Below are 21067 nucleotides of genomic sequence, written 5' to 3' on the forward strand. Positions count from 1 at the left end.
TTCGCTTTCGAAATCCAGAGGCCCCGTGACCAATGCTCGATTTTCCCGCGAACTGTCTTGCAAATGCCGCTATCCAATGGGAAAAGCAGGCCAATACCGGCGCACTCAGGACAGGGCTTCGCATGAAAAAACTGGCCTTCGCCGTCGCGCTTCTGATGGGACTGGCATCCTGCGCCGCACCGGACCCGGTCGATGTGCCCGTCCGCGAGCCCGCCAGCGAGACCGCTTTATGGAGCTTTGACACGGCGGTCCAATCCCTTCGGGGTCATTCCTGCCCGGCCGGCACACCAGCTGTTGAACCGACTGCTATCGCGATTGCAGCCGTTCCTATCAACCTGAATGACGCTGACGCAACCCCTCCCTTACCTGACTCCGTCGTGTTCGCGGGTGGATGGCGCCTGACATCCGGCAACGTCAATTTTGGCGGACTGTCCGGCATTGAAACGCTGCCCGATGGTAACCTGCTGACGGTCTCGGATTTCGGCGCATTCGTCTGGATCGGGCTGTCCGATGGTTATCCTGACGGGACGGGCAACCTGGCCTACATGCTCGGGGCGGACGGCACGCAATTGTCGGGAAAGTCGGCCGGTGATGCCGAAGGCCTGGCATTTCGCGACGGGCTGGCGCTCGTGAGTTTCGAGCGCGATCACCGGATTGAGGCATTCGACCTCGCCAATTGCGGCGCGAATGCCAGGGCCGCGCCTGTCGCTGGCCTGCCCTTCGATGTGGCCGGCAAACCGATCGACGACAATCACGGCGCTGAAGCCCTTTCGCTCCAGCCTGCCGGCACGATCGAGTTCGGACTGGAGAGCTTCGGGGGCGGTGCGTCACCCTTGGGCGCGGTACTCGCTACCGGCAAAGGTGTCCTGACAGGAGACATGGCGCCGAACCCGAAAGGCTACTCGCTGGTAGGCTTCGACGAAACCACGGATGCCACCGGCGAGCCGGTGTCGGTGACCCTGTACCGCAGTTACGATCCGATTCGTGGAAATCGCAATATCATCACCTGGACAAGGTCGGATATCGAAATCAAACTCAAGCGCCCGATGACGGTTGATAATTTTGAAGGTATCGCAGCCGAAATTCTCGACGCGGACACGATGCGCATCTGGCTGATTTCCGATAATAATTTCTCCGACCGTCAGCAAACGCTACTCTTCGCTTTCGACATCGACACCCGCACGGAATAATCTCACTTACAATCTTTGCAGATGAGCTTACATCTGACGTTGCACAAGGGCTGCGGCGCCCGCAATGGGACTGATCTCCGGCGACCTTACTCATCGTCAGGGAGCTGGCATTCTGGTTCGGACCCTGGTCCGGGCTCACCCGGCGCCCACCTAGTCTCTAGGTTGACGGGAGTGAATATGCCCAGCGACGTCTGCGGTTCTTGTGCGCTATTATTGGGGCGTGACGCCGGTCAGATCGCGCGTTAAGGCTCTCAAGCATGTCCCAGGCTCCCGACAAGACACAGCTCCGCCACCGCATGCGCACCCTGCGGGCCGAAGCGGCGGCGCGCGATCCCGATGCCGCCGTAAAGCTTGCGGAACTCTTTCCCATGAAACTTCTGGAGCGATATGGCCCCGTTGTGGCTGGCTATGTGCCGATCAACGAGGAGATTGACCCCACCCCGCTGATGCAGCGCCTCAGCCGCGCGGGCGCTGAATTGTGCTTGCCGCGGGTCGAGGATGACGGTCGCATGACCTGGCGGATGTGGTCGCTCGGCGAACCGCTGGAACGCCGGCCGTTCGGATTGTCCGAGCCGGGGCTTGATGCCCCTGAAACATCCCCCACGCTGATCCTGACGCCCCTTCTCGCCTTCGACGCAATGGGCAACCGGCTCGGATATGGCAAAGGCCATTATGACCGCGCTATCGCCAGCCTGCGCGATGCAGGCCGCACCTTCGCCTGCGCCCTTGCCTATGCCGCCCAGCAGATCGACTCGGTTCCCGCTCTCGATCATGACCAGCCACTGGACTGGGCTGTCACGCCAGTCGGTTCGGTACCGCTCTTCATGATGCGCAACATGAAGGCGCTCAACACCAACACGCCGGGCGGCTCCGGTGCGGCCTGACGTGCGCCACAAGGCTTGTTAATCATACCGCTTGGCGCAATTCTTGCTTTCGTAGGGTTTGATTAACCTCTTGAGCGCGGCATAAAATTGAAAAATACTGATACATTACCAAGCACTAGGCGCGACACTGCAAGCTATGATGCATTCATTCTGTCCTGCCTTTTCGTAGTGTGCGGTTTTGGCATCTTTACCATAAGCAGTATCGATCAGCCTCAACCAGTAGAGACAGCGGTCGCTACGGTCGAAATACCCGCGACCGCAACGCTTCCCGAAATTGAGGTCGCGGACGTTGCACCCGAACCCGAGCTCGAAGTCCAGGCCCCCGATACCATGCCCCCCCGTGTAATCACCCTCCCTGCCCCGTCCAGGGCACACGCCAAGCTCCCATCCGCGCCGGGCTTCATCACACTGCTTGGCGACACGCTGAACGACGCCTTTTTCTACCGCGCCAACTATTCGAATCCGACTGACGCCTATGGCGGTGACTGGGCGCACGAAAATATCGGCCAGTCCGCCGAAGGCGCCGATTTGTCGGTCCGCCGGCAAGCCTCGCGCTCCGGCCCCTATACAGGCGGTGAGATGAAGACGCTGAAAACCTATGGCTACGGCCGCTATGAAGTTGTCATGCGGCCAGCCAGGGGCTCCGGGCTTGTCTCGTCCTTTTTCACCTATACCGGCGCCTATGACGGCAACCCGCATGACGAAATCGACATCGAATTCCTCGGCCTCGACACGACTCGCATCCACTTCAATTATTTCCGGAATGGACGCACTGGCGCCTCCGCAACCTTTGACCTGCCCTTCGATGCGGCCGAAGAGGACCATCTCTATGCATTCGAATGGACGGCCGAGGGCATCACCTGGTTCGTCGATGGCGAGCCCTATTACAAGACGGTCGAAGGCGACGCTTTTCTTCCAAAAACGCCGGGGAACATCTATTTCAACGCATGGACCGGCAAACCGGGCATGGCGGGCTGGCACGGCAAGCCGACCTTTGAATCCGGCGCAGCTGCTCACTATTCATGCGTTTCATTTTCGCCGATTGGCGAAGAATCGCGCGCCTGCAGCGATTTGTTCCTGCCCAAGCGCCACCGCAGCGCATACGCGCAAACAGCCCAGCTGTCTCAATAGCAGGCAAAGAGACTGGCCAGCCTGGACGCGTGCGCGCTAGTCTGTCGCTATGATACTCCGATTGCTGCCAATACTCCTGGCATTTACCAGCTTGGGCTTTGGTGCAACCGCTGAGCCCGTGGTTAAAGTCGTGAACTTTTCGGCCAAGTGGTGCCCTCTGTGCCGTGTACTGGATCCGCGTATTGAAGATGCTGTTGAGGGTTTCAGCGTTCAAGGCGTTGTTCTCGTCAAGATCGACATGACCGACCTCGACCGCTCAAACGATCAAGAACGCGAGGCCATCATAGCCCGGCTGCAGGCCGTCGCAGCGTCGCATGGCGCTGCTTATCTCTGGAACTGGTATGGCGGCCATGCCGGTATCGTCGTGATCATCGCTGCCGACAATGGCGAACCCCTCACGTGCCTCACGCGCGCGCTGAGCCAGCGCGAGATTGAGGATCGCATTCAGGAAAGCCTGGTTCTGGCGAGCAAAGTCAGGCCGGGACGCCGGCGACCGAATGGCACTGACTGCCCGGCGCCCATGAACACCGGGTCCAGTTCAAAAGCTGACTAGCCTTTTATGTCTTTCAGGACCTGCTCGCGAGCCACGGGCGTGAGTTCGGCCATTTGCTCACGAATACGCGCGTCAGTGCGATCAACCCCGGCTGTATCGAAGTCGGACCGGATCTTGCGGAACACGTCTTCTTCGCCGACTTCTTCCAGGTCCGAAAGGACAACAGTCTTGGCGTAGGCCTCAGCATCGTCACCCGTCATGCCCATCAGGTCTGCAGCCCAGAGACCAAGAAGCTTGTTCCGGCGGTTCTGCACCTTGAACTGCGTCTCTTGGTCAAGGGCGTACTTGGCCTCTTGTGCGCGTTCACGATCATTAAATGTGCTCATCGGAGGGCCTTTCAGCAAGAAACTCAGGATTTTCTGCCATATAGGGTGTCACAACAGGTGTGCGCAATAATTGTTTATCGGCGCGACTTGGCGTAACAGTCGCGAGCGAATGGGGACGCTGGCGATTCCGACCCGCCTTTTACCCGCTATCACCCATGAAAGGGCTCGTCGCATGTCGAAAAAGCGCGTCGTATATGAGGGCAAGGCCAAGATCCTCTATGAAGGTCCCGAACCGGGTACCCTGATCCAGTATTTCAAGGACGACGCGACAGCGTTCAACGCTCAGAAGAAAGCCGTACTCGACGGTAAGGGCGTGCTGAACAACCGAATCAGCGAATTCATGATGACTCGCCTGGGCGCTGTCGGCATTCCGACTCACTTCATCCGCCGCCTCAACATGCGCGAACAGCTGATCAAGAAGGTCGAGATCATTCCCCTTGAGGTCGTGGTTCGCAATATTGCCGCCGGAACCCTTTCCAAACGCCTGGGCATTGAAGAAGGCCAGGTCCTGCCGCGCCCGATGGTTGAATTCTACTTCAAGGATGACGCGCTGGGTGATCCGCTCGTGACCGAAGAGCACATTGCGGCATTCGGCTGGGCCGGCCCGCAGGAATATGATGACCTCATTTCACTCGCGCTCCGCGTCAACGACTTCATGTCCGGCCTGTTCGCCGCAGTCGGTATCCGCCTCGTGGACTTCAAACTCGAATTCGGTCGGTATTTCGAAGGCGACAGCGACATACCTCGAATCCTGCTCGCAGACGAAATCAGCCCGGACAGCTGCCGTTTGTGGGACTTTGAAACTGGCGAGAAACTCGACAAGGATCGTTTCCGCCGCGACCTTGGGGGCGTAACGGAAGCCTATGCCGAAGTCGCCCGCCGTCTGGGCATTATCAAGGAATCCGGCGAAACGGACAATGTCGTGAGTTTCACCGGCGGCAAGTAAGCAAAACGAGTGTCACGGCACGTTCCATTGGCAACCAAACTGGGCTAAAGCGGGCCCGACTTACACTTCAGGAGCCCACAGCCCGATGAAAGCCATTGTCCACGTTGCACTCAAATCAGGCGTCCTCGATCCTCAGGGAAAGGCGGTCGCTGATACGCTCGCAAGGATGGGCTACAAGGAAGTGGAAGCTGCCCGCATCGGCAAGGTCATCGAACTCGACATTGATGATGCTCTCACGTCCGAAGCTGCCGAAGCGCGCGTAAAGGAAATGTGCGAGAAGCTGCTCGCCAATACTGTCATCGAGAGCTACCGGGTCGAATTCGCAGCCTAGGGCACGTGCACTATTCAGTCGGCGCCTTCCGGACGTAGACGCCGGTAAACCAGTCATCCCACGAATTCGTATCAGCATTGTATTGCTCGAAATGCTGAGTCACGGACCCATCACTGTTCAGAGTCCATTCGCCGGTGAACGGCGCCGTCTGTCCGCTGACCTGATACGCGATTTCACCTTCAAGCTTCATCGACCCCGTGTCTGTGAGTCCGCCTGAATAGTCGATCACGGCCCCCTTGCTGACCCAGATCTGTCTCCACTTCCCATTTGCCGGGTCGAGGAAATTGTAGCTCTGGCCGGTTCCGCCTGAAGCAGATGTCCAACGCTCCACAAGCAGGCATCCGCCCTCCTCCGCCGCAATGACATTATCACCCGCGACATTGCCCGAGATGTCCGTCACCTCCCATGCGCCGAGCCAGAAGTCGAACGCATGGTGAGCCGCGCTTGAGCAAGACGGAGGTGGCGTTTGAGCGGTCGATGTCTGCGCCATTGCGCTTGCGGTCATTCCAAACATCACGCTCGAGATGATTGCGCGATACATGCTATTCTCCTTCTTTCGTCTAAAAGGCAGCATCCTCCAAGACTGGCCATTGTCAAATGACACAGGCCAGTCCGTGTATTAGTGAGCGATTATTCACTTGCGCAGTGAGTCTTCCCATGCTAAACCGCCGCTGAACCAAGGAAGACAATAAATGGCTAGATCTGCAATCCCCGCACATGAATCCGCCAGGAAACCTCGTGCGCGCAATGCGCGGCCGAAGATAGAGCGTGCAGCGCTGAAGCTGTTCATCCACGAGGGCGTGGACGCGGCCACAACACGCGAAATCGCGGAACAAGCTGGCGTCTCGGAGGGTGCCCTTTATCGTCACTACAAGGGCAAGGACGAGCTGGCGCTGGCGCTCTTCATGGAAACCCATAACCGGCTCGGAACGATGATGATGGAAGCCCTCGCTGGTGAGGGCTCACTTGAGCAAAAAGTCGGGGCTGCAGTGACCGCCTATTGCCAGCTAGCCGACGAAGACTTCCTCCTGTTTTCTTTCCACCTTGTCTCGCTGAACCGATACCTGCCCTATGACAAGCGCCGGGAGGATGACCCGGTATCGATCACGGAACGCGTCATTGCGGGCCTGATGCAGGACGGCATCATCCCGAAAGGCGACCCGGCCGTTATGGCGGCTATGGCGCTGGGCGTGATCATGCAGGCCGGGCAGAACAAGATCTACAATCGCCTGCCCGGCCCCCTGTCACAACATGCCGATGCCTTCACCAAGGCAATCATTGCCGTTCTTCATTCAGGCTGAATGCGATACCTGGCCTCGACTTCAAGAAAGCTCACACTCATGCGCGGCATCCTCTTCACGGTCACCTACTACCTGCTGTCAGTCATATATGTACTGGCCTCCCTGCCCTTCCTGGTGCTGCCAGGGCGCGGGCCGGTCAGCATCATCATTCGCAGCTACACGCGCGCAATGAACCTCAACCTGCGCTTCATCGGCGGTATCAGCAAAGAGGTCCGCGGCCGCGAAAATCTTCCCGATGGCGCGTTTGTCGTCGCCGCCAAGCACCAGAGCTGGGGTGACGGCTACATGATCTATCCGGAAATAAAGAACCTTGCCTTCGTGACAGGTGACCATCTCGAGAAATTTCCTCTTGTCGGCGGTATCCTCCGCAAGCTCGGCGCCATCGTTATCGACACCTGCGGCGGCGGCGATCGCAAGGCCGAATCACTGCGCGAGGGCATGGAGACAGCACGCAAGGAAGGCCGCCGGGTCCTGATCTACCCCGAAGGCCACCTCGCCCCCGTCGACTATCACTTTCGATACAAGCCCGGCGTCTGGCATATGGCCGAAGCGATGGGCGTGCCCGTGGTGCCGGTCGCCACCAATATCGGGCTCTTCTGGAAACAACAGGAAACGCGCAAGACGCCTGGCCGGGCCATCATCGCGTTTCTGGAACCCATCCCGCCCGGCCTTCCCAAGGACGAGTTCATGGCCCGCCTGACGGACGCCGTGGAGTCCCGCACGGCCACCCTTGTTGCCGAAGCGCGTGGTGCACAGCCTTTCCGCGCCACATTGATCCCGGATCCAGTGAACGGATCGCAATCCAGGCCGACGTCCGACGATCCGGCCGCCTTCTCCAAGGCCTGAAATCCGGCAACAGCCAGAATCAAGTCTTTACGCACGATGCATTTATTGATATTCAATAAGGGCTCAGGACGTCCCGGGGGCCAAATCGGGATGACCAAAATGAAGACGAAACGTCAGTTTGCGCGTATCAGCGCCATTGCCATCACTCTGGCGGCCACGGCCGTACTCCCTGCCTTCGGAAACGAGTGGAAAGCCTGGGCCAACCAGGACCCAACTGCGCCGCGCGTAATTTACACTGATGATGCTACGGCTCTGGGCGCCGTGCTTGCCTGCAATGGTGATAGTCGCCTGACAGCAATTATTTCCACGCAGCCAGGCTCTTTCCCAGACTTGTTGAAAATGAACGCACCATACAAACGTAGTGAAAAAGCCATGGTCAGCGTGGGCGACCAATCACCTCAGGATGCAAAGGTTACGTGGATTCCCGCAATAAATGTAGTCCAGGCCAATTCACACATGGTGGCTGCGAAAGTATTCAATGCGACGGTTCTGGGCGAACCATTCAAGATGGACGTAAAGCACGGTGATGATGTCGACGCACGTTTTCCGCCACCAAATGATGTGTTCCAGGCTTTTGCGGACACTTGCCAGAAAAGCCGGTCGGAACCGGACGAATCCTGACTTCAGAGCACTGGCGCCCAAATAGGCTGTGAAAGGCTGCGTGATGCGCGCCTTTTCAGCCGTCTTGGTCCGCTGTCGCCGGCACAATCGTCACACTCTCACCGCACCCGCAGGCATCCGTCTGGTTCGGGTTGCGGAATACGAACTTCTCGTGGAGCGGCGTGACTTCATAATCTATCTGGCTGCCCAGAAGGAACAGAACCGCTTTGGCATCAATCAGGATGGTGACGCCGTCTTCCTCGACTACTTCATCCAGCGGCTCAGGCGCCATGGCGTAATCCATGACATATTCCATGCCTGCACAGCCGCCATTCTTGACGCCGACGCGCAGGAAACCAGCGCCGCGTTCCTGCATGATTTCCTGAACGCGCGTCGCCGCGTCGTCGGTCAGGGTAACGGGTTTGGGGCGGGGTCGTCTGGCCATGTTCAACACATAGGGTCTCAAAGGCTGCTATTCAATCAAAGCATGTTGAGCGCCAGGCGCGCTTCGTCTGACATGCGCGACGGATCCCATGGCGGATCGAATGTAAGGCGCACCTCGACATCCGTAACACCATCGACGGTTCGCGCGGCCGTCTCGACCCATCCGGGCATGTCGCCCGCCACGGGGCAGCCCGGCGCCGTTAGCGTCATATCCACGTCCACCTTGCGGTCATCATCAATATCAACCTTGTAGATCAGACCCAATTCATAGATGTCGACCGGGATTTCCGGGTCATAAACCGTCTTGAAAGCAGCAATGAGAGCGTCCGTGATACGGTTCAGCTCGTCTTGCGCGATTGCGGAAGGCGTCTCGCCTGCTGGCGCAGGGACGTCGATCAGGTCGCGAGAAGTCATATCATCTGCCATGTCTGACCATCTATACCAGCATTCCGCGCGCTTTTTCCAGCGCATCAATGAATATGTCCACTTCGGCTTCGGTATTGTAGATTCCAAAGCTTGCGCGCGCCGTCGCAGAGACTCCCAGATGGGTCATCAATGGCTGGGCGCAATGGTGTCCTGCCCGGATGGCTACACCATACCGGTCCAGGATCTGTGCCAGATCGTGTGGATGAGTGCCCTGAAGGCTGAACGCCAGAACGGATCCCTTGCCCGGCGCCTCTCCGTGAACCGTCAGGCCATTGATGCCCCGCAGGCTCTCTCGCGCGCGCTCATACAATTTCTGCTCGTGTGCGTGGACATCAGACGGTTCAAACTGCTGGAACCATCGAATCGCCGCGCCAAGCCCGATTGCCTCCAGAATTGGCGGCGTGCCGGCTTCAAACTTGTGCGGCGCCTCATTATACGTGATCCGGTCCATGCTGACCGTCTCGATCATTTCGCCGCCGCCCTGATAGGGGCGGGCCTCCGCAAGGGCTTCATCCGTGCCGCACAGGATGCCGATGCCGGTCGGGCCGTAAAGTTTGTGCCCCGAAAAGACATACCAGTCGCAGCCAAGCGCCTGCACATCGACGCTCAGATGCACAGCGGCCTGACATCCATCGACCAGAACGCGCGCACCTGCAGCATGCGCGAGCCGCCCCACTTCGGCCACATCATTCACGGTCCCCAGCACGTTACTCATATGGCTGATGGCAACCATGCGCGTTTTCGGCCCGATCGCAGCGCGCATGGCGTCCATGTCGAGCGAGCCATCATCGTTCAGGCCAACCCAGCGCAGCACAGCGCCATGGCGCTCGCGAAGGAAGTGCCACGGCACGATGTTGGAATGATGCTCCATCACCGACAGAACAATCTCCTCGCCCGCGTGGATGGTTCCAGCCAGCGATGATGCAACCAGATTGATCCCCTCGGTAGCGCCCTTGGTGAAGATGATATTCGCCACACTTTGCGCATTCAGGAAATCGCGCGCCGCTTCGCGCCCGGCTTCATAGGCTTCGGTCGTTTCGTTTGACAGCGTATGAATGCCGCGGTGCACGTTTGCATAGGATGTCCGGCACTGGTTGGCGATGGCATCGATCACCGCATCCGGCTTCTGCGCGCTCGCGGCATTATCAAGGTAGACCAGAGGCTTGCCATTCACCTGTCGTGACAGGATTGGAAATTCCTTGCGGATGGCTACAACATCGAATGCACGGCTCATGATGACAGCCACGCCTGTGCTTCAGCGAGCAACACGTCGCGGACAGATTCATCCGCTGTGTCCAATGCCTCGGCGATAAAGGCCTCGGTAAGCATGCCGCGCGCCTGCCTTTCCGGAATGCCACGCTGGCGCAGGTAGAACAGTTGCGCATCATCCAGCGCGCCACATGTATTGCCGTGCGCGCACTCGACATCATCAGCGTAAATCTCAAGCTCCGGCTTGGCGAAGACTTCGGCCCCATCCTCCAGCAACAAGGCCTGGTGCTGCATGTCCGCGTCGGTTTGCTGACCGGATTTGCGCGGAACATAGAACTTCCCCTGAAACACGCCTTTCCCACCGTCCAGAACGGCGCCTTTGGTCAGTTGCCGTGTGACGCAGGCGGGAGCACCATGGCGCACATTCGTCGTTATATCCGTGTGAAACCCTTTGCCCGAGAGATAGGCCGCATTGAGCGACAGCCTGGCGCCAGTGCCTTGATGCACGGCACGTGTTTCCAGCCGGGCCACTTTCGCGCCGAATGCCAGCGTCGTCTGGGTCATTTCACTTCCGGCTTCCAGCTTGAGAACACTGGTCACGGCTAGCGATTCATCCGAGCCGCCGCGCTGATAGATCGTCCGGTTCAGCTGCGCGCCTGCCTCAAGACCGAACTCCAGCAGCGCGGACGTCAAACCGGCCCCGCCCAGATAGCTTTCGGTCACATTGATGGCCGCGCCGCTGCGAATGACAAAAATGATCCGTGCAAAGCTTGCTTCGCCCGCCCCTTCGAAAACGAAATGGATCCGGGGAAGGTCACGCGATGTGATTTCAAAAGTCAGCGACGCAGGCCGCGATCCGCCGCCGGACAGGGCAGCCGCCAGCGCGCCCAGCGGCACGTCCTCTGCGCCGCCCAGGGCTTGCGCAGTCGGTTGGGCAAGCACGTGGATACCATCGGGCAGTGCATCTGGCTGCTCGAAACCGGTTGGCGTGAACCTGAACACGAGCGCGCCTTCATGCGGCAGCGGGTCTGCTGATGACGCAGTCCCTGGTGTTTCAAGCGCCTTCAGCGCCGACTTGAAGTCGCTCCACCTCCAGGCCTCCATCCGCCTGTGCGGCAGGCCCGTCTCGGTAAATGCCTGGAACGCACGCTCACGCCGCGCATCCTCCGGCTGCATGCCATAGCGTGCAACCAGCTCCAGTTCGGCTGCTGTCGGATTCTTGATCAGGTCGCGCAGGGCGATCGTCACGCCGCCTCTCCCAGCACCCCGTCATACCCCTCCTGCTCAAGGCGCAGCGCCAGTTCCGGACCGCCTGTCTTGATGATCCGGCCCTTGGCCAGCACGTGCACCTTGTCCGGCTTGATATAGTCAAGCAGGCGTTGGTAGTGCGTGATCACAAGCATGCCGCGCGAAGGGGCGCGCATTGCGTTCACGCCATCGGCCACCGTCTTAAGCGCATCGATATCGAGGCCGCTGTCGGTCTCGTCGAGGATCAGGAATTTCGGCTCCAGCATCATCATCTGATAGATTTCAAGCCGCTTCTTCTCACCGCCCGAAAAGCCGACATTCACAGGACGCTTCAGCATCTCGGCATCAAGGTTCAGCATCCTGGCGACGTCGCGTGATTTCTTGATGAAGTCCGGCGCAGATATCTCGGCCTCGCCACGCACCTTGCGCTGGGCGTTCATGGCCGTGCGCACGAAGGTCATCACAGGCACACCGGGAATCTCCACCGGATACTGGAATGACAGGAACATGCCCTTTGCGGCGCGTGTCTCCGGATCCATGGCCAGAACGTCGTCGCCATTGAGCGTCGCGCTCCCGCCCGTCACCTCATAGCCGCTCCGGCCAGTCAGCACATATGACAGGGTCGACTTGCCAGCCCCGTTCGGCCCCATGATCGCATGGACCTCGCCCGCAGGCACGTCCAGTGTCAGGCCATTCAGGATGGTCTTGGCTTCCGCCGCTTCGCCAACCGTGGCGCTCAGGTCTGTAATCTTCAACATAGGGGGCATGTAAGCCGCCCGACCCCCAAGGGAAAGCCCCTGCGACAGAGAAACCCGCTCAGTTCAGCGCCAGCAACAGCATTGCGTCATCATCGCATTTGATCGGAACTTCAAGCTGCCAGAGTCCGTGCCAGCCTTCCGTGAAGGTGTATTCGGCTGGCCGACAGCCAAAACGCTCCTCAACAGCCTGCAGCATGTTCAGCCTGAATGCGTCATCTGCGTCATATGTCTGGCAACACGGGACACGCACCCGCAGCACTGTTCCATCGATTCTCGCCGCAAATTCGTAACCATTGCGGGAAAAAACAAGCTGCTCCGCGCTGAACGCCGCTTTGTCCGGAACGGCGTGACCACTGGCGCAAGCACCTAGTGCGATCAACGACAACAAGATCAGGCCAACCGCCCACCTCATGCAGAAATCCACCATTTTTCCACCTGAGGTGTAACATTCAGGCATAGCTCTGAAAAGTGCCGAATCCTTAGCCCACACTGCCTTCCAGACTCACTTTGAGCAGGCTTTGCGCCTCAACGGCGAATTCCATAGGCAGGTGCTGCAGCACATCGCGGACAAAACCGTTCACCAGCAGGGCCACCGCATCTTCCTCGGCAATCCCGCGCTGACGGGCATAGAACAGCTGGTCTTCCGACAGCTTGGTCGTCGTCGCCTCATGCTCCAGCTGCGCGCTGGCGCAGCGGTTCTCGACATAGGGTATCGTGTGAGCGCCGCAGCGCTCGCCAATCAGCAGCGAATCGCACTGGGTGAAGTTGCGCGCGTTCACGGCCTTGCGGTTTACGGAAACAAGCCCGCGATAGGTATTGTCAGACTTGCCCGCCGAAATGCCCTTGGAGATGATCCGGCTCTTCGTGCGCTTGCCCAGGTGGATCATCTTGGTCCCCGTGTCGGCCTGCTGGCGGCCATTGGTGACGGCAATCGAATAGAACTCACCGACGCTGTCATCGCCGCGCAGGATGCAGGATGGGTATTTCCACGTCACGGCCGAGCCCGTTTCCACCTGCGTCCAGGAAATCTTGGATCGCACACCGCGGCAATCGCCACGCTTGGTCACGAAATTGAAAATGCCGCCCTTGCCGTCCTCATCGCCCGGCCACCAGTTCTGCACCGTCGAATACTTGATTTCGGCATCGTCCAGGGCAACCAGCTCGACCACAGCAGCATGCAGCTGGTTTTCGTCGCGCATCGGCGCGGTACACCCTTCCAGATACGACACATAGGCTGCCTCGTCGGCGATAATCAGCGTCCGCTCGAACTGCCCCGTATTCTCGGCATTCATCCGGAAATAGGTCGACAGCTCCATCGGGCAGCGCACACCCTTCGGCACATAGACAAAGGTGCCATCCGAAAACACCGCGCTATTGAGCGTCGCAAAGAAATTGTCTGATTGTGGCACCACGGTGCCGAGATATTTCTTAACCAGCTCAGGATAGGCGTGCACGGCCTCCGAGATCGACATGAAGATGACGCCAGCTTTCTGAAGCTCCTTGCGGAACGTGGTCGCCACAGACACCGAATCGAACACGGCGTCCACCGCCACGCGCGGCTTCTCCCGCGCCTCGGCCGCCGTCTCGACCGCCCCTTCGACGCCCAGCAGCACCTCAGCCTCGCGCAACGGGATGCCCAGCTTCTCGTAGGTCTCGAGGATTTCCTTCGGTACATCGTCAATCGAGGCATATTTCGCCCCGGCCTTCGGCGCCGCGTAATAATAATAGGCCTGGTAGTCGATCCTGGGATAGCGGACCATCGCCCAGCTCGGCTCTTCCATGGTCAACCAGCGTTCATAAGCCTTCAGGCGCCATTCGAGCAGCCATTCGGGCTCGTTCTTGGCCGCAGAAATATAGCGAATGGTATCTTCCGACAGGCCCTTTGGCGCGAAATCCGTTTCGATATCAGTTGCGAATCCAGCGGAATAATTCTCCGATTCAAGCGCCTTTGCAGCCTCGACCGTCTTGGCGTCGATACTGTCCTTGACCTTGACCTCACCGCAGTCTTCGTCGTGTTCTGTGGTCCCGCCGCAGCAGTCCATCACACATTCTCCTTCAAAACCGTACGTCGTGCTGCTTCCAGCCATGCATCTGCCACGCCGTCAAAGTCAGCAGGCACGGTGTTCCACCCAAAGCTGGTGCGTATTGCGGATTCTGCAAGGGCGTCAGATGCGCCCATGGCCATAAGCACGACAGATCGCCTGACCTTGCCCGAAGAGCAAGCGGAACCTGCAGACACGCATACGCCGGCCAGATCGAGCGCCATAACCTGGGTTTCAGCCTTGAAACCCGGTCGCGCGAAGTTCGATGTGCCGGCCAGGCGTTCGCTGCCCGCGCCGATCACCACCACACCGCCTTCGGCTTTCAGGCGCGCTTCCATGGCGTCACGATACTGGGCCAGGGCGGCATATTCGGGCAGGTCACGGACCGCAGCCTCGACAGCCGCGCCGAACCCGGCAATCCCGGCCACGTTTTCCGTGCCCGATCGCAGGGACCGTTCCTGCCCGCCACCATGAAGAATCGCCTTCAGTGGCGCGCCAGCCCGGTGCCATAGCGCGCCGACACCTTGTGGCCCACCCACCTTGTGCGCCGAAACCGACAGGTAATCGACGCCGAGCATGGCGACATTCACCGGAATCTTGCCAAGTGCCTGCACAGCGTCGCAAATCGTCAAACCACCCGCGTCACGCATGATGGCGGCAGCCTCGGCCACTGGCTGGATGATGCCGGTCTCGTTATTCGCCAGCATCACGCACAGGACAGGTGTGCCCAGCCCGTCCACGTCCCAATTCGTCATCCGGCTCCGCAAATCGTCGAGATCCAGTGTCCCGGCTTCGGTGACATAGGCCGTCTGCACCAGAGCACCCGAATGCCCCGCCGATTTCGCAATGGCCTCATGCTCAATTGCCGACACGATCAGCGTGCATCGGCCATCCAGTGCGTCGACAGCCCCTTGCACGGCCAGGGCGTCAGCTTCCGTGCCACCGCTTGTGAAGATGATGTCCGCGGCGCGGCTGCCTATGGCACCGCCCACTTGCACCCGCGCGCCTTCAATCACCGCGCGCGCCGCGCGGCCCTTGGCATGCACGGACGACGGATTGGTTGCCCCCATGTCCAGGGCCGCCAGCATGGCCTCACGCGCTTCAGGGCGAAGCGGGGCCGTCGCATTGTGGTCAGCATAAATCATGAAGACAAGTATACCCGTTAGGCGCCGCGTGTGCACCTGCAGAAAAATTTGCATTTCCCGGTCCATCTGGCTTATGACCGCCCGCTTACGAGCGCATTCACGCAGAGGACGTCATGGCAGAACTGATCATTCCGGGTCCACAGGGCCGTATCGAGGCGCGCTATACAGAGCCGCCATATCCGGGCGCCCCGATTGCACTGGTCCTCCATCCCCACCCCAAGGCGGGTGGCACGATGCAGGATCCGATCTCGATCATGCTCTTTCAGATGTTCGAGAAGCATGGTTTCGGCGTATTACGTTATAATTCGCGCGGCGTGGGCCGCAGCCAGGGAACCTACGACCAGGGCATCGGTGAACTCGAAGATGCCGCCTACGTACTCGACTATATCGAGAACCTCAGCGAAAGCCCCCGATACGTCTGGTGCGCGGGCTACAGCTTTGGCGCCTGGATCACGCTTCAGCTCCTGATGCGGCGTCCTGAGATTGATGGCTTCCTCGCCATTTCGCCGCCCGCCAACCACTACGACCTGTCATTCCTGGCGCCCTGCCCGGCGTCTGGCCTGATCGTTGCCGGTGACACTGACTCGATCGCCAGCCCCGAAGACATTGAGCGCGCCCTCACAAAAGTGCGCGTCCAGAAGGGCGAAGTTATCGAGCGCGCCCGCGTTAAGGGAGCCAATCACTTCTATGTCGACAAGCGCGACGAGCTGATCGGCCTTTGCGAAGACTACCTGCTCAAGCGCCTGGAAGATGCAGAAGAGAAACTGCGTATCGAAGCCGAAAAAGACTAGCCGAGCATCCGGCCGCCGGGCATGGCGGCCGGAACGCCGGTTGTCGCCGGCCAGCTTAATGGCAGGCCGCGCACGGTTCGTGCAGCCAGGAAGGCGAACGCCTCCGCCTCAATCGAATCGCCCCGCCAACCGGCCTGTTCCGCGCCAAGTACCGCGCATGGCAGCGCCTCACGCAACGCCGCCATCATCGACGGATTGTGACGCCCGCCACCGCACACAATCACGCGCTCAGGCGTCTCAGGCAACTGGGCCACGCCGGCGGCAACTGCGCGCGCCGAAAAGGCCGTCAGCGTTGCAGCCCCGTCCTCGAATGACAGGCCACGCGCCATGCTGGCATTGAAATCATACCGGTCCAGCGACTTGGGAGGCAGTTCTGCGAACCAGTCATGGTCCAGCAGCTGCGCCAAGAGCCCCTCATGGACTCGGCCAGCGGCCGCGAATGCGCCGTTGACATCATGCGTCCCCCTTGCGTGCCCCTCGACCCACTCATCGATAGGACCGTTCGCAGGTCCGGTATCGAATGCGAACAATGTCCCGTCCGCCATGCGGGCCGTTATGTTCGCCACACCGCCCAGGTTCAGCACCGCGCTCGCGCCGTCACCTGCGCGCTCCAGCAGCGCACCATGATAGACAGGCGCGAGAGGCGCTCCCTGCCCGCCCGCAGCCACGTCGGCTGAGCGAAAATCGTATGCGAGTGGAATGCCGAGCGCTGCCTGCATTGCGACAGGGTCGATCAGCTGGAGCGTGGCGCCCGGTCGACCGGGTTGGGGCCTGCGATGTAGAACCGTCTGGCCGTGCACGCCCGCCAGCGCCGCGACCACGCCCTTACCCCCACCTTCCCGCAGCATTTGCCACGCCTCTGCATGCGTGTGTGTCACCACCCTGCGCGCCGCCTTGAATGCCGTCTCCGGCGCAGGTCCGACCCAGTTCCAGGCGCGCGCCGCATCTGTCGCATCCTGTAGTATTTGCCGCTCTTTGGCCGAATATTTGCGCTCTGCGACCGGCCCGAACTCCAGAACCCGCTCCCCGTCTGTCAGAACAAGCGCCGCATCTGTCGCATCCAGTGACGTTCCAGACATGAAGCCCGCCACCCATTGCGGTCCCTGATCGTGAATTGGATGGTTCAAGAGTCCCTCATTCCGTGTTACGCGCCTGCGCTTACGGAGACACGAGACCATGACCGAATTCAAGTCGGATTTCCTGAAAACACTCGATTCACGGGGATACATCAAACAGATAACACACCCCGCCGAGCTGGATGCGTATTGCGCCTCAGGAACGCCTGTCGCCTATATCGGCTTCGACGCAACGGCAGACAGCCTGCACGTCGGATCACTCCTCCAGATAATGATGCTGCGCCATTTTCAGAAATGCGGCGGCAAGCCAGTCGTATTGATGGGCGGCGGCACGACCAAGGTCGGCGATCCAACTGACAAGGAAAAATCCCGTCCACTGCTCACGGACGCGCAGATTGCGTCCAACATGGAGGGCATCAAGAAGGCGTTCGAGCCATTCCTCACATTCGGTGACGGTCCAGCTGACGCGATTATGGTCAACAATGACGACTGGCTTTCGAAGATCGGATATGTCGAATTCCTGCGCGACTACGGTGTTCACTTCACGATCAACACAATGATCAAACAGGAAACAGTCGACCGGCGCCTGCGCAATGAGCAGCCTTACACCTTCCTCGAATTCAACTACATGCTCCTCCAGGCCTACGATTTTCTAGAACTCTACAGGCGATACGGAGTCAGGTTGCAGCTTGGCGGCTCCGACCAGTGGGGCAATATTATCAATGGCGTCGAGCTTACGCGACGCGTCGCGGGAGGCGAAGCCTATGGCCTGACGTCACCGCTGATCACAACGGCTTCGGGCGGCAAGATGGGCAAGACCGCCGATGGCGCTGTATGGCTAAACGCCGACAAGAAGAGTCCCTACGAATACTGGCAATTCTGGCGCAACACGGAAGACGCCGATGTCGGTCGTTTCCTTCGCCTGTTCACTGATCTCGACCTCGAGACGATCACGTCGCTGGATCAGCTTGAAGGGGCCAGGATCAATGACGCGAAAGTGGCGCTGGCAAATGCTGCAACCACCCTCTTGCATGGCCCTGAGGCGGCCGCAGAAGCGGCCGCCGCCGCGGCGGCGGTTTTTGGAGAAGGCGCGTCTGCTGACGCATTGCCGACTGTGGAAGTCTCTCAAGCCGACCTCGGCATCGGCATCCTGGTTGCTGCAGCCTTTTCGGCCGCTGGACTTGCCGCGTCTAACGGCGAAGCCCGCCGCCTGATCAAGCAAGGTGCCGCAAAGGTGAACGACGTGACAGTCAGCGACCAGAATGGCGTTCTCGGTACGACAGACCTGATTGATGGCGCCATCAAACTCTCGGCCGGAAAGAAGCGTCATGCCTTGATCAAGGTCGCGGTCTAGGGCTGGCAGATCCGGTCTGCCGATAGCCAAAATCAGGCGCTCGACATCATGAATACCTTTGGGGACGACGTTACCGGACTCGCCAAGTTGAGCGCGCAAGGTATTTGCGATCCGGGTCTGCTGACGGACGAGAAATTCTCACGCTTTATTCGTCATCAAAGGATCTTGTGTCTCATTCTCCAGTGCCCGGTGGCCGGTCTTGGTATGGAGCTCTCTCAGATCAATGCCGGGAGCCTGCTGCTTCTCCGCTTGGCCGAACACTCAGACCGCTCCTTCCAGACGCGGGGCATCGGGAAAACGATCATTGGATCGTTCTCTTTGCCTCCTCCCGTTGCTGTTTGATCTGGTTCGGATGAACATAAAGCTGCTGGGCAAGGTCGGTGAGATCCTTTTCACCACGGACGGCGGCAAGGGCCACCTTCGCTTTGAAAGCCGGGCTGAAATTTCGGCAGGGTCGTCTGGGCAAGGTCGTTCTCCAGTGCCCGGCAAAATAGTTGATCTGCAGGAAAAAATCTCGCCTGACCCGCGCTGATCGGATTATCCGGGGCATCTCTACTTGGACATGAAGTTGATTTCATGCAAATTTAGCGGTCACAGATAACCATTTTCACAGGCGTTTCGTATAGTACCACAGTCCTCGTACTCGCGTTATACAGGGTCAAGATAATGCTCAACCAATCCTCTCCCATCATTATGCTCGAACTCAACGAGCTCTGCCCCCCAATCGTTGATCGGATGATGGCCGCAGGTGAGCTCCCGAACTTCACATGGCTCAAAAGTCAAAGCGACGTGCATGTGACTTTCACAGATGACCCAAACCTGGAACCATGGGTGCAATGGGTGACGCTGCATACCGGCCAACCGGAGAGCGTGCATGGCGCAACCGAGCTTGATGAAGGCCATTTGATCGATACGCCGCGCTTCTGGGACAAGATGGCCGATGAGGGCATAGAGTCCCTGATCTTCGGTTCCATGAATTGCCGCACAGAACGGCCAGATAAAGTCTGGCTGCTACCAGATCCGTGGTCTGCAGGCGTCAAGGCGACTGACCCGGCTTATCAAGGCTTGCACGACTTCATCAGCTATCACGTCACCGAGCACACAAACCCGAACGCCAAACAAGGCATGAACGAGATGGCATCGGTAGTGATTTTCCTCCTGTCTCACGGCCTTTCACTCACGACGATCACGGATGCAGTCTCACAGATTGCGTCTGAGAAAACCAGCAAGACAGACCGCCACTGGCGCCGCGCAATCATTCTGGACCAGCTCCTGTGGGATGTTTTCGAAGCGACATACAAGAAGCGCCGCCCGGATTTCGCGACTTTCTTTGCGAACTCCACCGCCTTCCTGCAGCACCGGTACTGGCGCCATATGTCGCCGGAAAGCTACACGGTGCGGCCGTCGGATCCGGATATGGCGGCCTATGGCAATGCCATCGAAGAATCCTATCGGCACATGGATCGCATCATCGGTCGCACGCGCAAATTGATCGGCAAGAACGGCCGCGTCATCTTTGCGACGGCGCTGAGTCAGGAAGCCAATACAAGATACGAGCATATTGGCGGCAAATTCGTCTATCGCCCTCACGATTTTGGCAAACTGTTTGAGTGGGCCGGAGCACCAAAGGCCAAGTCGTTTGAACCAGTGATGACGCATCAGGCATGGGCGACCTATGACACACAGGAACAAGCGCAGGCGGCACAGAAGGCCCTCAGCAATATCACATCAAATGGCGCCCCGGTCATGGACTGCCGGGTCATCAAGAACCGCCTGTTTTTCTACAGTAACCTTATCTCTGTCGTAGAGGATGGCTTTGAAGTGGTCCACGCCACCGAAGACAAGCGTATCGCTTTCACCGACTTGTTCCTGCTGATCGGTCAGGTGAACAATTCTCAGCACAATCGTCATGGTTGCTTCTGGCTGCCCAAGGCGGGCAATTTACCTACCGTGCATGAAGGCACGCTTCCATTGGAAGACGCAACGAACCTGATTATGGCGCAGCTAACCGGCACAAAACAGCATCAAGCGGCTTAGATGCGAGCTTTCAACAGGTTGTCCATCCGGGGCTGATCGAGAGGACTGGCGTTACCACACTTCACTCACCTCAGGAGACCCTGAATGAAGTTGCACAAGAATGCCCGTCTGGCGCGGTCCGTCGAGAGAAGTTGGCACTGAACGGGTCCCGTGGCCGGTTGAGCTCTTCCCGGGCAGCGCACCCTGCAACATCGTTCATATCCGTGAACAGGTTCCAGCATTCTTCAGGTGTGAAGAAGGAGTAGATCTTGCCAACAGCTATGACGATCTCTTCAAAGGTTTGGCGGCGACCGCTCGCAAGTGAGCCTTCAGTTTCGAGAAGGCCATCTCGATCGGGTTCCGGTCGGAGGAGTATTCAGGCAGGAACCGGAACCATGCGACGCCACCTCTCTGATCGGTGGCGCGTTTGCTGCGGGCGTCGTGCAACGC

General features: G+C 59.1%; 25 protein-coding genes and 1 pseudogene. 14 read left to right on the top strand and 12 right to left on the bottom strand.

Translation table 11 applies throughout. The features are described from left to right. The first annotated feature begins 122 nt into the window (after positions 1–122). The 4 genes from VR74_RS17580 (at position 123) to VR74_RS17595 (ending at position 3758) form a co-directional block, all read left to right on the top strand. Positions 123–1190: an esterase-like activity of phytase family protein gene (locus VR74_RS17580; protein WP_299951115.1), complete on the top strand. Its 1068-nt coding sequence runs from the start codon at positions 123–125 to the stop codon at positions 1188–1190. A gap of 257 nt (positions 1191–1447) precedes the next feature. Continuing rightward, entirely contained in the window at positions 1448–2074 is a 627-nt protein-coding gene (locus tag VR74_RS17585; RefSeq protein ID WP_299951118.1) for a 5-formyltetrahydrofolate cyclo-ligase, read from the top strand. Between the two features lie 330 nt (positions 2075–2404). Next, the gene (locus VR74_RS17590) at positions 2405–3205 is read left to right on the top strand and encodes a family 16 glycosylhydrolase (RefSeq protein WP_299951121.1); all 801 of its coding nucleotides are present in this window, start codon (positions 2405–2407) and stop codon (positions 3203–3205) included. A 61-nt stretch (positions 3206–3266) separates the two neighbouring features. Next, on the top strand, positions 3267–3758 hold the full coding sequence (locus VR74_RS17595) for a thioredoxin domain-containing protein (RefSeq protein ID WP_299951123.1): 492 nt from the start codon (positions 3267–3269) through the stop codon (positions 3756–3758). Here VR74_RS17595 and VR74_RS17600 read toward each other — a convergent pair. After that, positions 3755–4084: a DUF1476 domain-containing protein gene (locus VR74_RS17600; protein WP_045698983.1), complete on the bottom strand. Its 330-nt coding sequence runs from the start codon at positions 4082–4084 to the stop codon at positions 3755–3757. The genes VR74_RS17595 and VR74_RS17600 overlap by 4 nt on opposite strands. Positions 4085–4256: 172 nt before the next feature. On the opposite strand from VR74_RS17600, the gene purC reads away from it, so the two are divergent. Then, a complete protein-coding gene (purC, locus tag VR74_RS17605; protein ID WP_045698984.1) occupies positions 4257–5030 on the top strand; it encodes a phosphoribosylaminoimidazolesuccinocarboxamide synthase in 774 nt (257 codons plus the stop codon). An 85-nt stretch (positions 5031–5115) separates the two neighbouring features. After that, positions 5116–5361 (top strand): phosphoribosylformylglycinamidine synthase subunit PurS, encoded by a 246-nt coding sequence (gene purS / locus VR74_RS17610; protein WP_045698986.1) that lies wholly within the window; start codon positions 5116–5118, stop codon positions 5359–5361. 10 nt (positions 5362–5371) lie between these two features. Here the strand turns inward: purS and VR74_RS17615 are convergent, their stop codons facing one another. Next, positions 5372–5902, bottom strand: a complete 531-nt coding sequence (locus VR74_RS17615) for a hypothetical protein (RefSeq protein ID WP_299951126.1) — start codon at positions 5900–5902, stop codon at positions 5372–5374. Positions 5903–6053: 151 nt separating this feature from the next. Between VR74_RS17615 and VR74_RS17620 the strand changes: the two genes are divergently transcribed. The 3 genes from VR74_RS17620 to VR74_RS17630 all read left to right on the top strand — a co-directional run bounded on the left by VR74_RS17620 (position 6054) and on the right by VR74_RS17630 (position 8129). After that, entirely contained in the window at positions 6054–6662 is a 609-nt protein-coding gene (locus VR74_RS17620) for a TetR/AcrR family transcriptional regulator (protein ID WP_045698988.1), read from the top strand. Between the two features lie 39 nt (positions 6663–6701). Beyond that, positions 6702–7508, top strand: a complete 807-nt coding sequence (locus VR74_RS17625) for a 1-acyl-sn-glycerol-3-phosphate acyltransferase (RefSeq protein WP_045698989.1) — start codon at positions 6702–6704, stop codon at positions 7506–7508. Positions 7509–7607: 99 nt separating this feature from the next. Beyond that, positions 7608–8129 (top strand): hypothetical protein, encoded by a 522-nt coding sequence (locus VR74_RS17630; RefSeq protein WP_299951129.1) that lies wholly within the window; start codon positions 7608–7610, stop codon positions 8127–8129. Between the two features lie 55 nt (positions 8130–8184). Here the strand turns inward: VR74_RS17630 and VR74_RS17635 are convergent, their stop codons facing one another. From VR74_RS17635 to VR74_RS17670, 8 genes are read right to left on the bottom strand one after another with little or no spacing between them, the layout of a single operon-like run. Next, positions 8185–8553 (bottom strand): iron-sulfur cluster assembly accessory protein, encoded by a 369-nt coding sequence (locus tag VR74_RS17635; RefSeq protein ID WP_045698992.1) that lies wholly within the window; start codon positions 8551–8553, stop codon positions 8185–8187. Positions 8554–8588: 35 nt separating this feature from the next. After that, on the bottom strand, positions 8589–8978 hold the full coding sequence (locus VR74_RS17640) for an SUF system Fe-S cluster assembly protein (protein WP_045698994.1): 390 nt from the start codon (positions 8976–8978) through the stop codon (positions 8589–8591). Positions 8979–8988: 10 nt separating this feature from the next. Continuing rightward, positions 8989–10212 (bottom strand): cysteine desulfurase, encoded by a 1224-nt coding sequence (locus tag VR74_RS17645; RefSeq protein WP_045698996.1) that lies wholly within the window; start codon positions 10210–10212, stop codon positions 8989–8991. Next, the gene (locus VR74_RS17650) at positions 10209–11435 is read right to left on the bottom strand and encodes a SufD family Fe-S cluster assembly protein (protein WP_045698998.1); all 1227 of its coding nucleotides are present in this window, start codon (positions 11433–11435) and stop codon (positions 10209–10211) included. Before VR74_RS17650 ends, VR74_RS17645 begins: the two co-directional genes overlap by 4 nt. Next, positions 11432–12193 carry a Fe-S cluster assembly ATPase SufC gene (gene sufC, locus VR74_RS17655; RefSeq protein WP_045699000.1) on the bottom strand — a complete coding sequence of 254 codons (762 nt, stop codon included), beginning with the start codon at positions 12191–12193 and terminating at the stop codon, positions 11432–11434. Before sufC ends, VR74_RS17650 begins: the two co-directional genes overlap by 4 nt. A gap of 58 nt (positions 12194–12251) precedes the next feature. Beyond that, positions 12252–12620 (bottom strand): hypothetical protein, encoded by a 369-nt coding sequence (locus tag VR74_RS17660; RefSeq protein WP_045699001.1) that lies wholly within the window; start codon positions 12618–12620, stop codon positions 12252–12254. Positions 12621–12672: 52 nt separating this feature from the next. Continuing rightward, the gene (gene sufB / locus VR74_RS17665) at positions 12673–14235 is read right to left on the bottom strand and encodes a Fe-S cluster assembly protein SufB (RefSeq protein WP_045699003.1); all 1563 of its coding nucleotides are present in this window, start codon (positions 14233–14235) and stop codon (positions 12673–12675) included. After that, complete coding sequence (locus tag VR74_RS17670; RefSeq protein ID WP_045699075.1) at positions 14235–15380, bottom strand: cysteine desulfurase family protein; 1146 nt, start codon at positions 15378–15380, stop codon at positions 14235–14237. Before VR74_RS17670 ends, sufB begins: the two co-directional genes overlap by 1 nt. Positions 15381–15493: 113 nt before the next feature. Between VR74_RS17670 and VR74_RS17675 the strand changes: the two genes are divergently transcribed. Further along, positions 15494–16171: an alpha/beta hydrolase gene (locus VR74_RS17675; protein WP_045699006.1), complete on the top strand. Its 678-nt coding sequence runs from the start codon at positions 15494–15496 to the stop codon at positions 16169–16171. Here the strand turns inward: VR74_RS17675 and VR74_RS17680 are convergent. Beyond that, on the bottom strand, positions 16168–17298 hold the full coding sequence (locus VR74_RS17680) for an anhydro-N-acetylmuramic acid kinase (protein WP_299951131.1): 1131 nt from the start codon (positions 17296–17298) through the stop codon (positions 16168–16170). The genes VR74_RS17675 and VR74_RS17680 overlap by 4 nt on opposite strands. Positions 17299–17347: 49 nt before the next feature. Here VR74_RS17680 and tyrS point away from each other — a divergent pair, with 49 nt between their 5' ends. The 4 genes from tyrS to VR74_RS17700 all read left to right on the top strand — a co-directional run bounded on the left by tyrS (position 17348) and on the right by VR74_RS17700 (position 20638). Beyond that, entirely contained in the window at positions 17348–18601 is a 1254-nt protein-coding gene (gene tyrS, locus VR74_RS17685) for a tyrosine--tRNA ligase (protein WP_045699007.1), read from the top strand. A 48-nt stretch (positions 18602–18649) separates the two neighbouring features. Next, positions 18650–18943, top strand: a complete 294-nt coding sequence (locus tag VR74_RS17690) for a hypothetical protein (protein WP_045699008.1) — start codon at positions 18650–18652, stop codon at positions 18941–18943. 10 nt (positions 18944–18953) lie between these two features. Then, on the top strand, positions 18954–19133 hold the full coding sequence (locus tag VR74_RS17695; RefSeq protein ID WP_299951134.1) for a hypothetical protein: 180 nt from the start codon (positions 18954–18956) through the stop codon (positions 19131–19133). A gap of 134 nt (positions 19134–19267) precedes the next feature. Next, complete coding sequence (locus VR74_RS17700; protein WP_299951137.1) at positions 19268–20638, top strand: alkaline phosphatase family protein; 1371 nt, start codon at positions 19268–19270, stop codon at positions 20636–20638. 217 nt (positions 20639–20855) lie between these two features. Here the strand turns inward: VR74_RS17700 and VR74_RS21290 are convergent. Beyond that, positions 20856–21004 (bottom strand): annotated as a pseudogene (locus VR74_RS21290) (IS630 family transposase); the annotation flags it as partial. Positions 21005–21067: the final 63 nt, after the last annotated feature.

It is taken from the genome of Hyphomonas sp. BRH_c22, assembly GCF_000961795.1.
GTDB lineage: Bacteria > Pseudomonadota > Alphaproteobacteria > Caulobacterales > Hyphomonadaceae > Hyphomonas.

What these genes read in the sequence shown, in the direction of transcription:
- purS (WP_045698986.1), top strand. Translation starts at nt 5,116, where the DNA reads ATGAAAGCCATTGTCCACGTTGCACTCAAATCAGGCGTCCTCGATCCT.
- VR74_RS17645 (WP_045698996.1), bottom strand. Translation starts at nt 10,212, where the DNA reads ATGAGCCGTGCATTCGATGTTGTAGCCATCCGCAAGGAATTTCCAATC.
- VR74_RS17600 (WP_045698983.1), bottom strand. Translation starts at nt 4,084, where the DNA reads ATGAGCACATTTAATGATCGTGAACGCGCACAAGAGGCCAAGTACGCC.
- VR74_RS17580 (WP_299951115.1), top strand. Translation starts at nt 123, where the DNA reads ATGAAAAAACTGGCCTTCGCCGTCGCGCTTCTGATGGGACTGGCATCC.
- VR74_RS17630 (WP_299951129.1), top strand. Translation starts at nt 7,608, where the DNA reads ATGAAGACGAAACGTCAGTTTGCGCGTATCAGCGCCATTGCCATCACT.
- VR74_RS17620 (WP_045698988.1), top strand. Translation starts at nt 6,054, where the DNA reads ATGGCTAGATCTGCAATCCCCGCACATGAATCCGCCAGGAAACCTCGT.
- purC (WP_045698984.1), top strand. Translation starts at nt 4,257, where the DNA reads ATGTCGAAAAAGCGCGTCGTATATGAGGGCAAGGCCAAGATCCTCTAT.
- VR74_RS17640 (WP_045698994.1), bottom strand. Translation starts at nt 8,978, where the DNA reads ATGGCAGATGATATGACTTCTCGCGACCTGATCGACGTCCCTGCGCCA.
- sufC (WP_045699000.1), bottom strand. Translation starts at nt 12,193, where the DNA reads ATGTTGAAGATTACAGACCTGAGCGCCACGGTTGGCGAAGCGGCGGAA.
- VR74_RS17675 (WP_045699006.1), top strand. Translation starts at nt 15,494, where the DNA reads ATGGCAGAACTGATCATTCCGGGTCCACAGGGCCGTATCGAGGCGCGC.
- VR74_RS17590 (WP_299951121.1), top strand. Translation starts at nt 2,405, where the DNA reads ATGCCCCCCCGTGTAATCACCCTCCCTGCCCCGTCCAGGGCACACGCC.
- VR74_RS17625 (WP_045698989.1), top strand. Translation starts at nt 6,702, where the DNA reads ATGCGCGGCATCCTCTTCACGGTCACCTACTACCTGCTGTCAGTCATA.
- VR74_RS17670 (WP_045699075.1), bottom strand. Translation starts at nt 15,380, where the DNA reads ATGATTTATGCTGACCACAATGCGACGGCCCCGCTTCGCCCTGAAGCG.
- VR74_RS17660 (WP_045699001.1), bottom strand. Translation starts at nt 12,620, where the DNA reads ATGGTGGATTTCTGCATGAGGTGGGCGGTTGGCCTGATCTTGTTGTCG.
- sufB (WP_045699003.1), bottom strand. Translation starts at nt 14,235, where the DNA reads ATGGACTGCTGCGGCGGGACCACAGAACACGACGAAGACTGCGGTGAG.
- VR74_RS17700 (WP_299951137.1), top strand. Translation starts at nt 19,268, where the DNA reads ATGCTCAACCAATCCTCTCCCATCATTATGCTCGAACTCAACGAGCTC.
- VR74_RS17585 (WP_299951118.1), top strand. Translation starts at nt 1,448, where the DNA reads ATGTCCCAGGCTCCCGACAAGACACAGCTCCGCCACCGCATGCGCACC.
- VR74_RS17635 (WP_045698992.1), bottom strand. Translation starts at nt 8,553, where the DNA reads ATGGCCAGACGACCCCGCCCCAAACCCGTTACCCTGACCGACGACGCG.
- VR74_RS17695 (WP_299951134.1), top strand. Translation starts at nt 18,954, where the DNA reads ATGAACATAAAGCTGCTGGGCAAGGTCGGTGAGATCCTTTTCACCACG.
- VR74_RS17690 (WP_045699008.1), top strand. Translation starts at nt 18,650, where the DNA reads ATGAATACCTTTGGGGACGACGTTACCGGACTCGCCAAGTTGAGCGCG.
- VR74_RS17615 (WP_299951126.1), bottom strand. Translation starts at nt 5,902, where the DNA reads ATGTATCGCGCAATCATCTCGAGCGTGATGTTTGGAATGACCGCAAGC.
- tyrS (WP_045699007.1), top strand. Translation starts at nt 17,348, where the DNA reads ATGACCGAATTCAAGTCGGATTTCCTGAAAACACTCGATTCACGGGGA.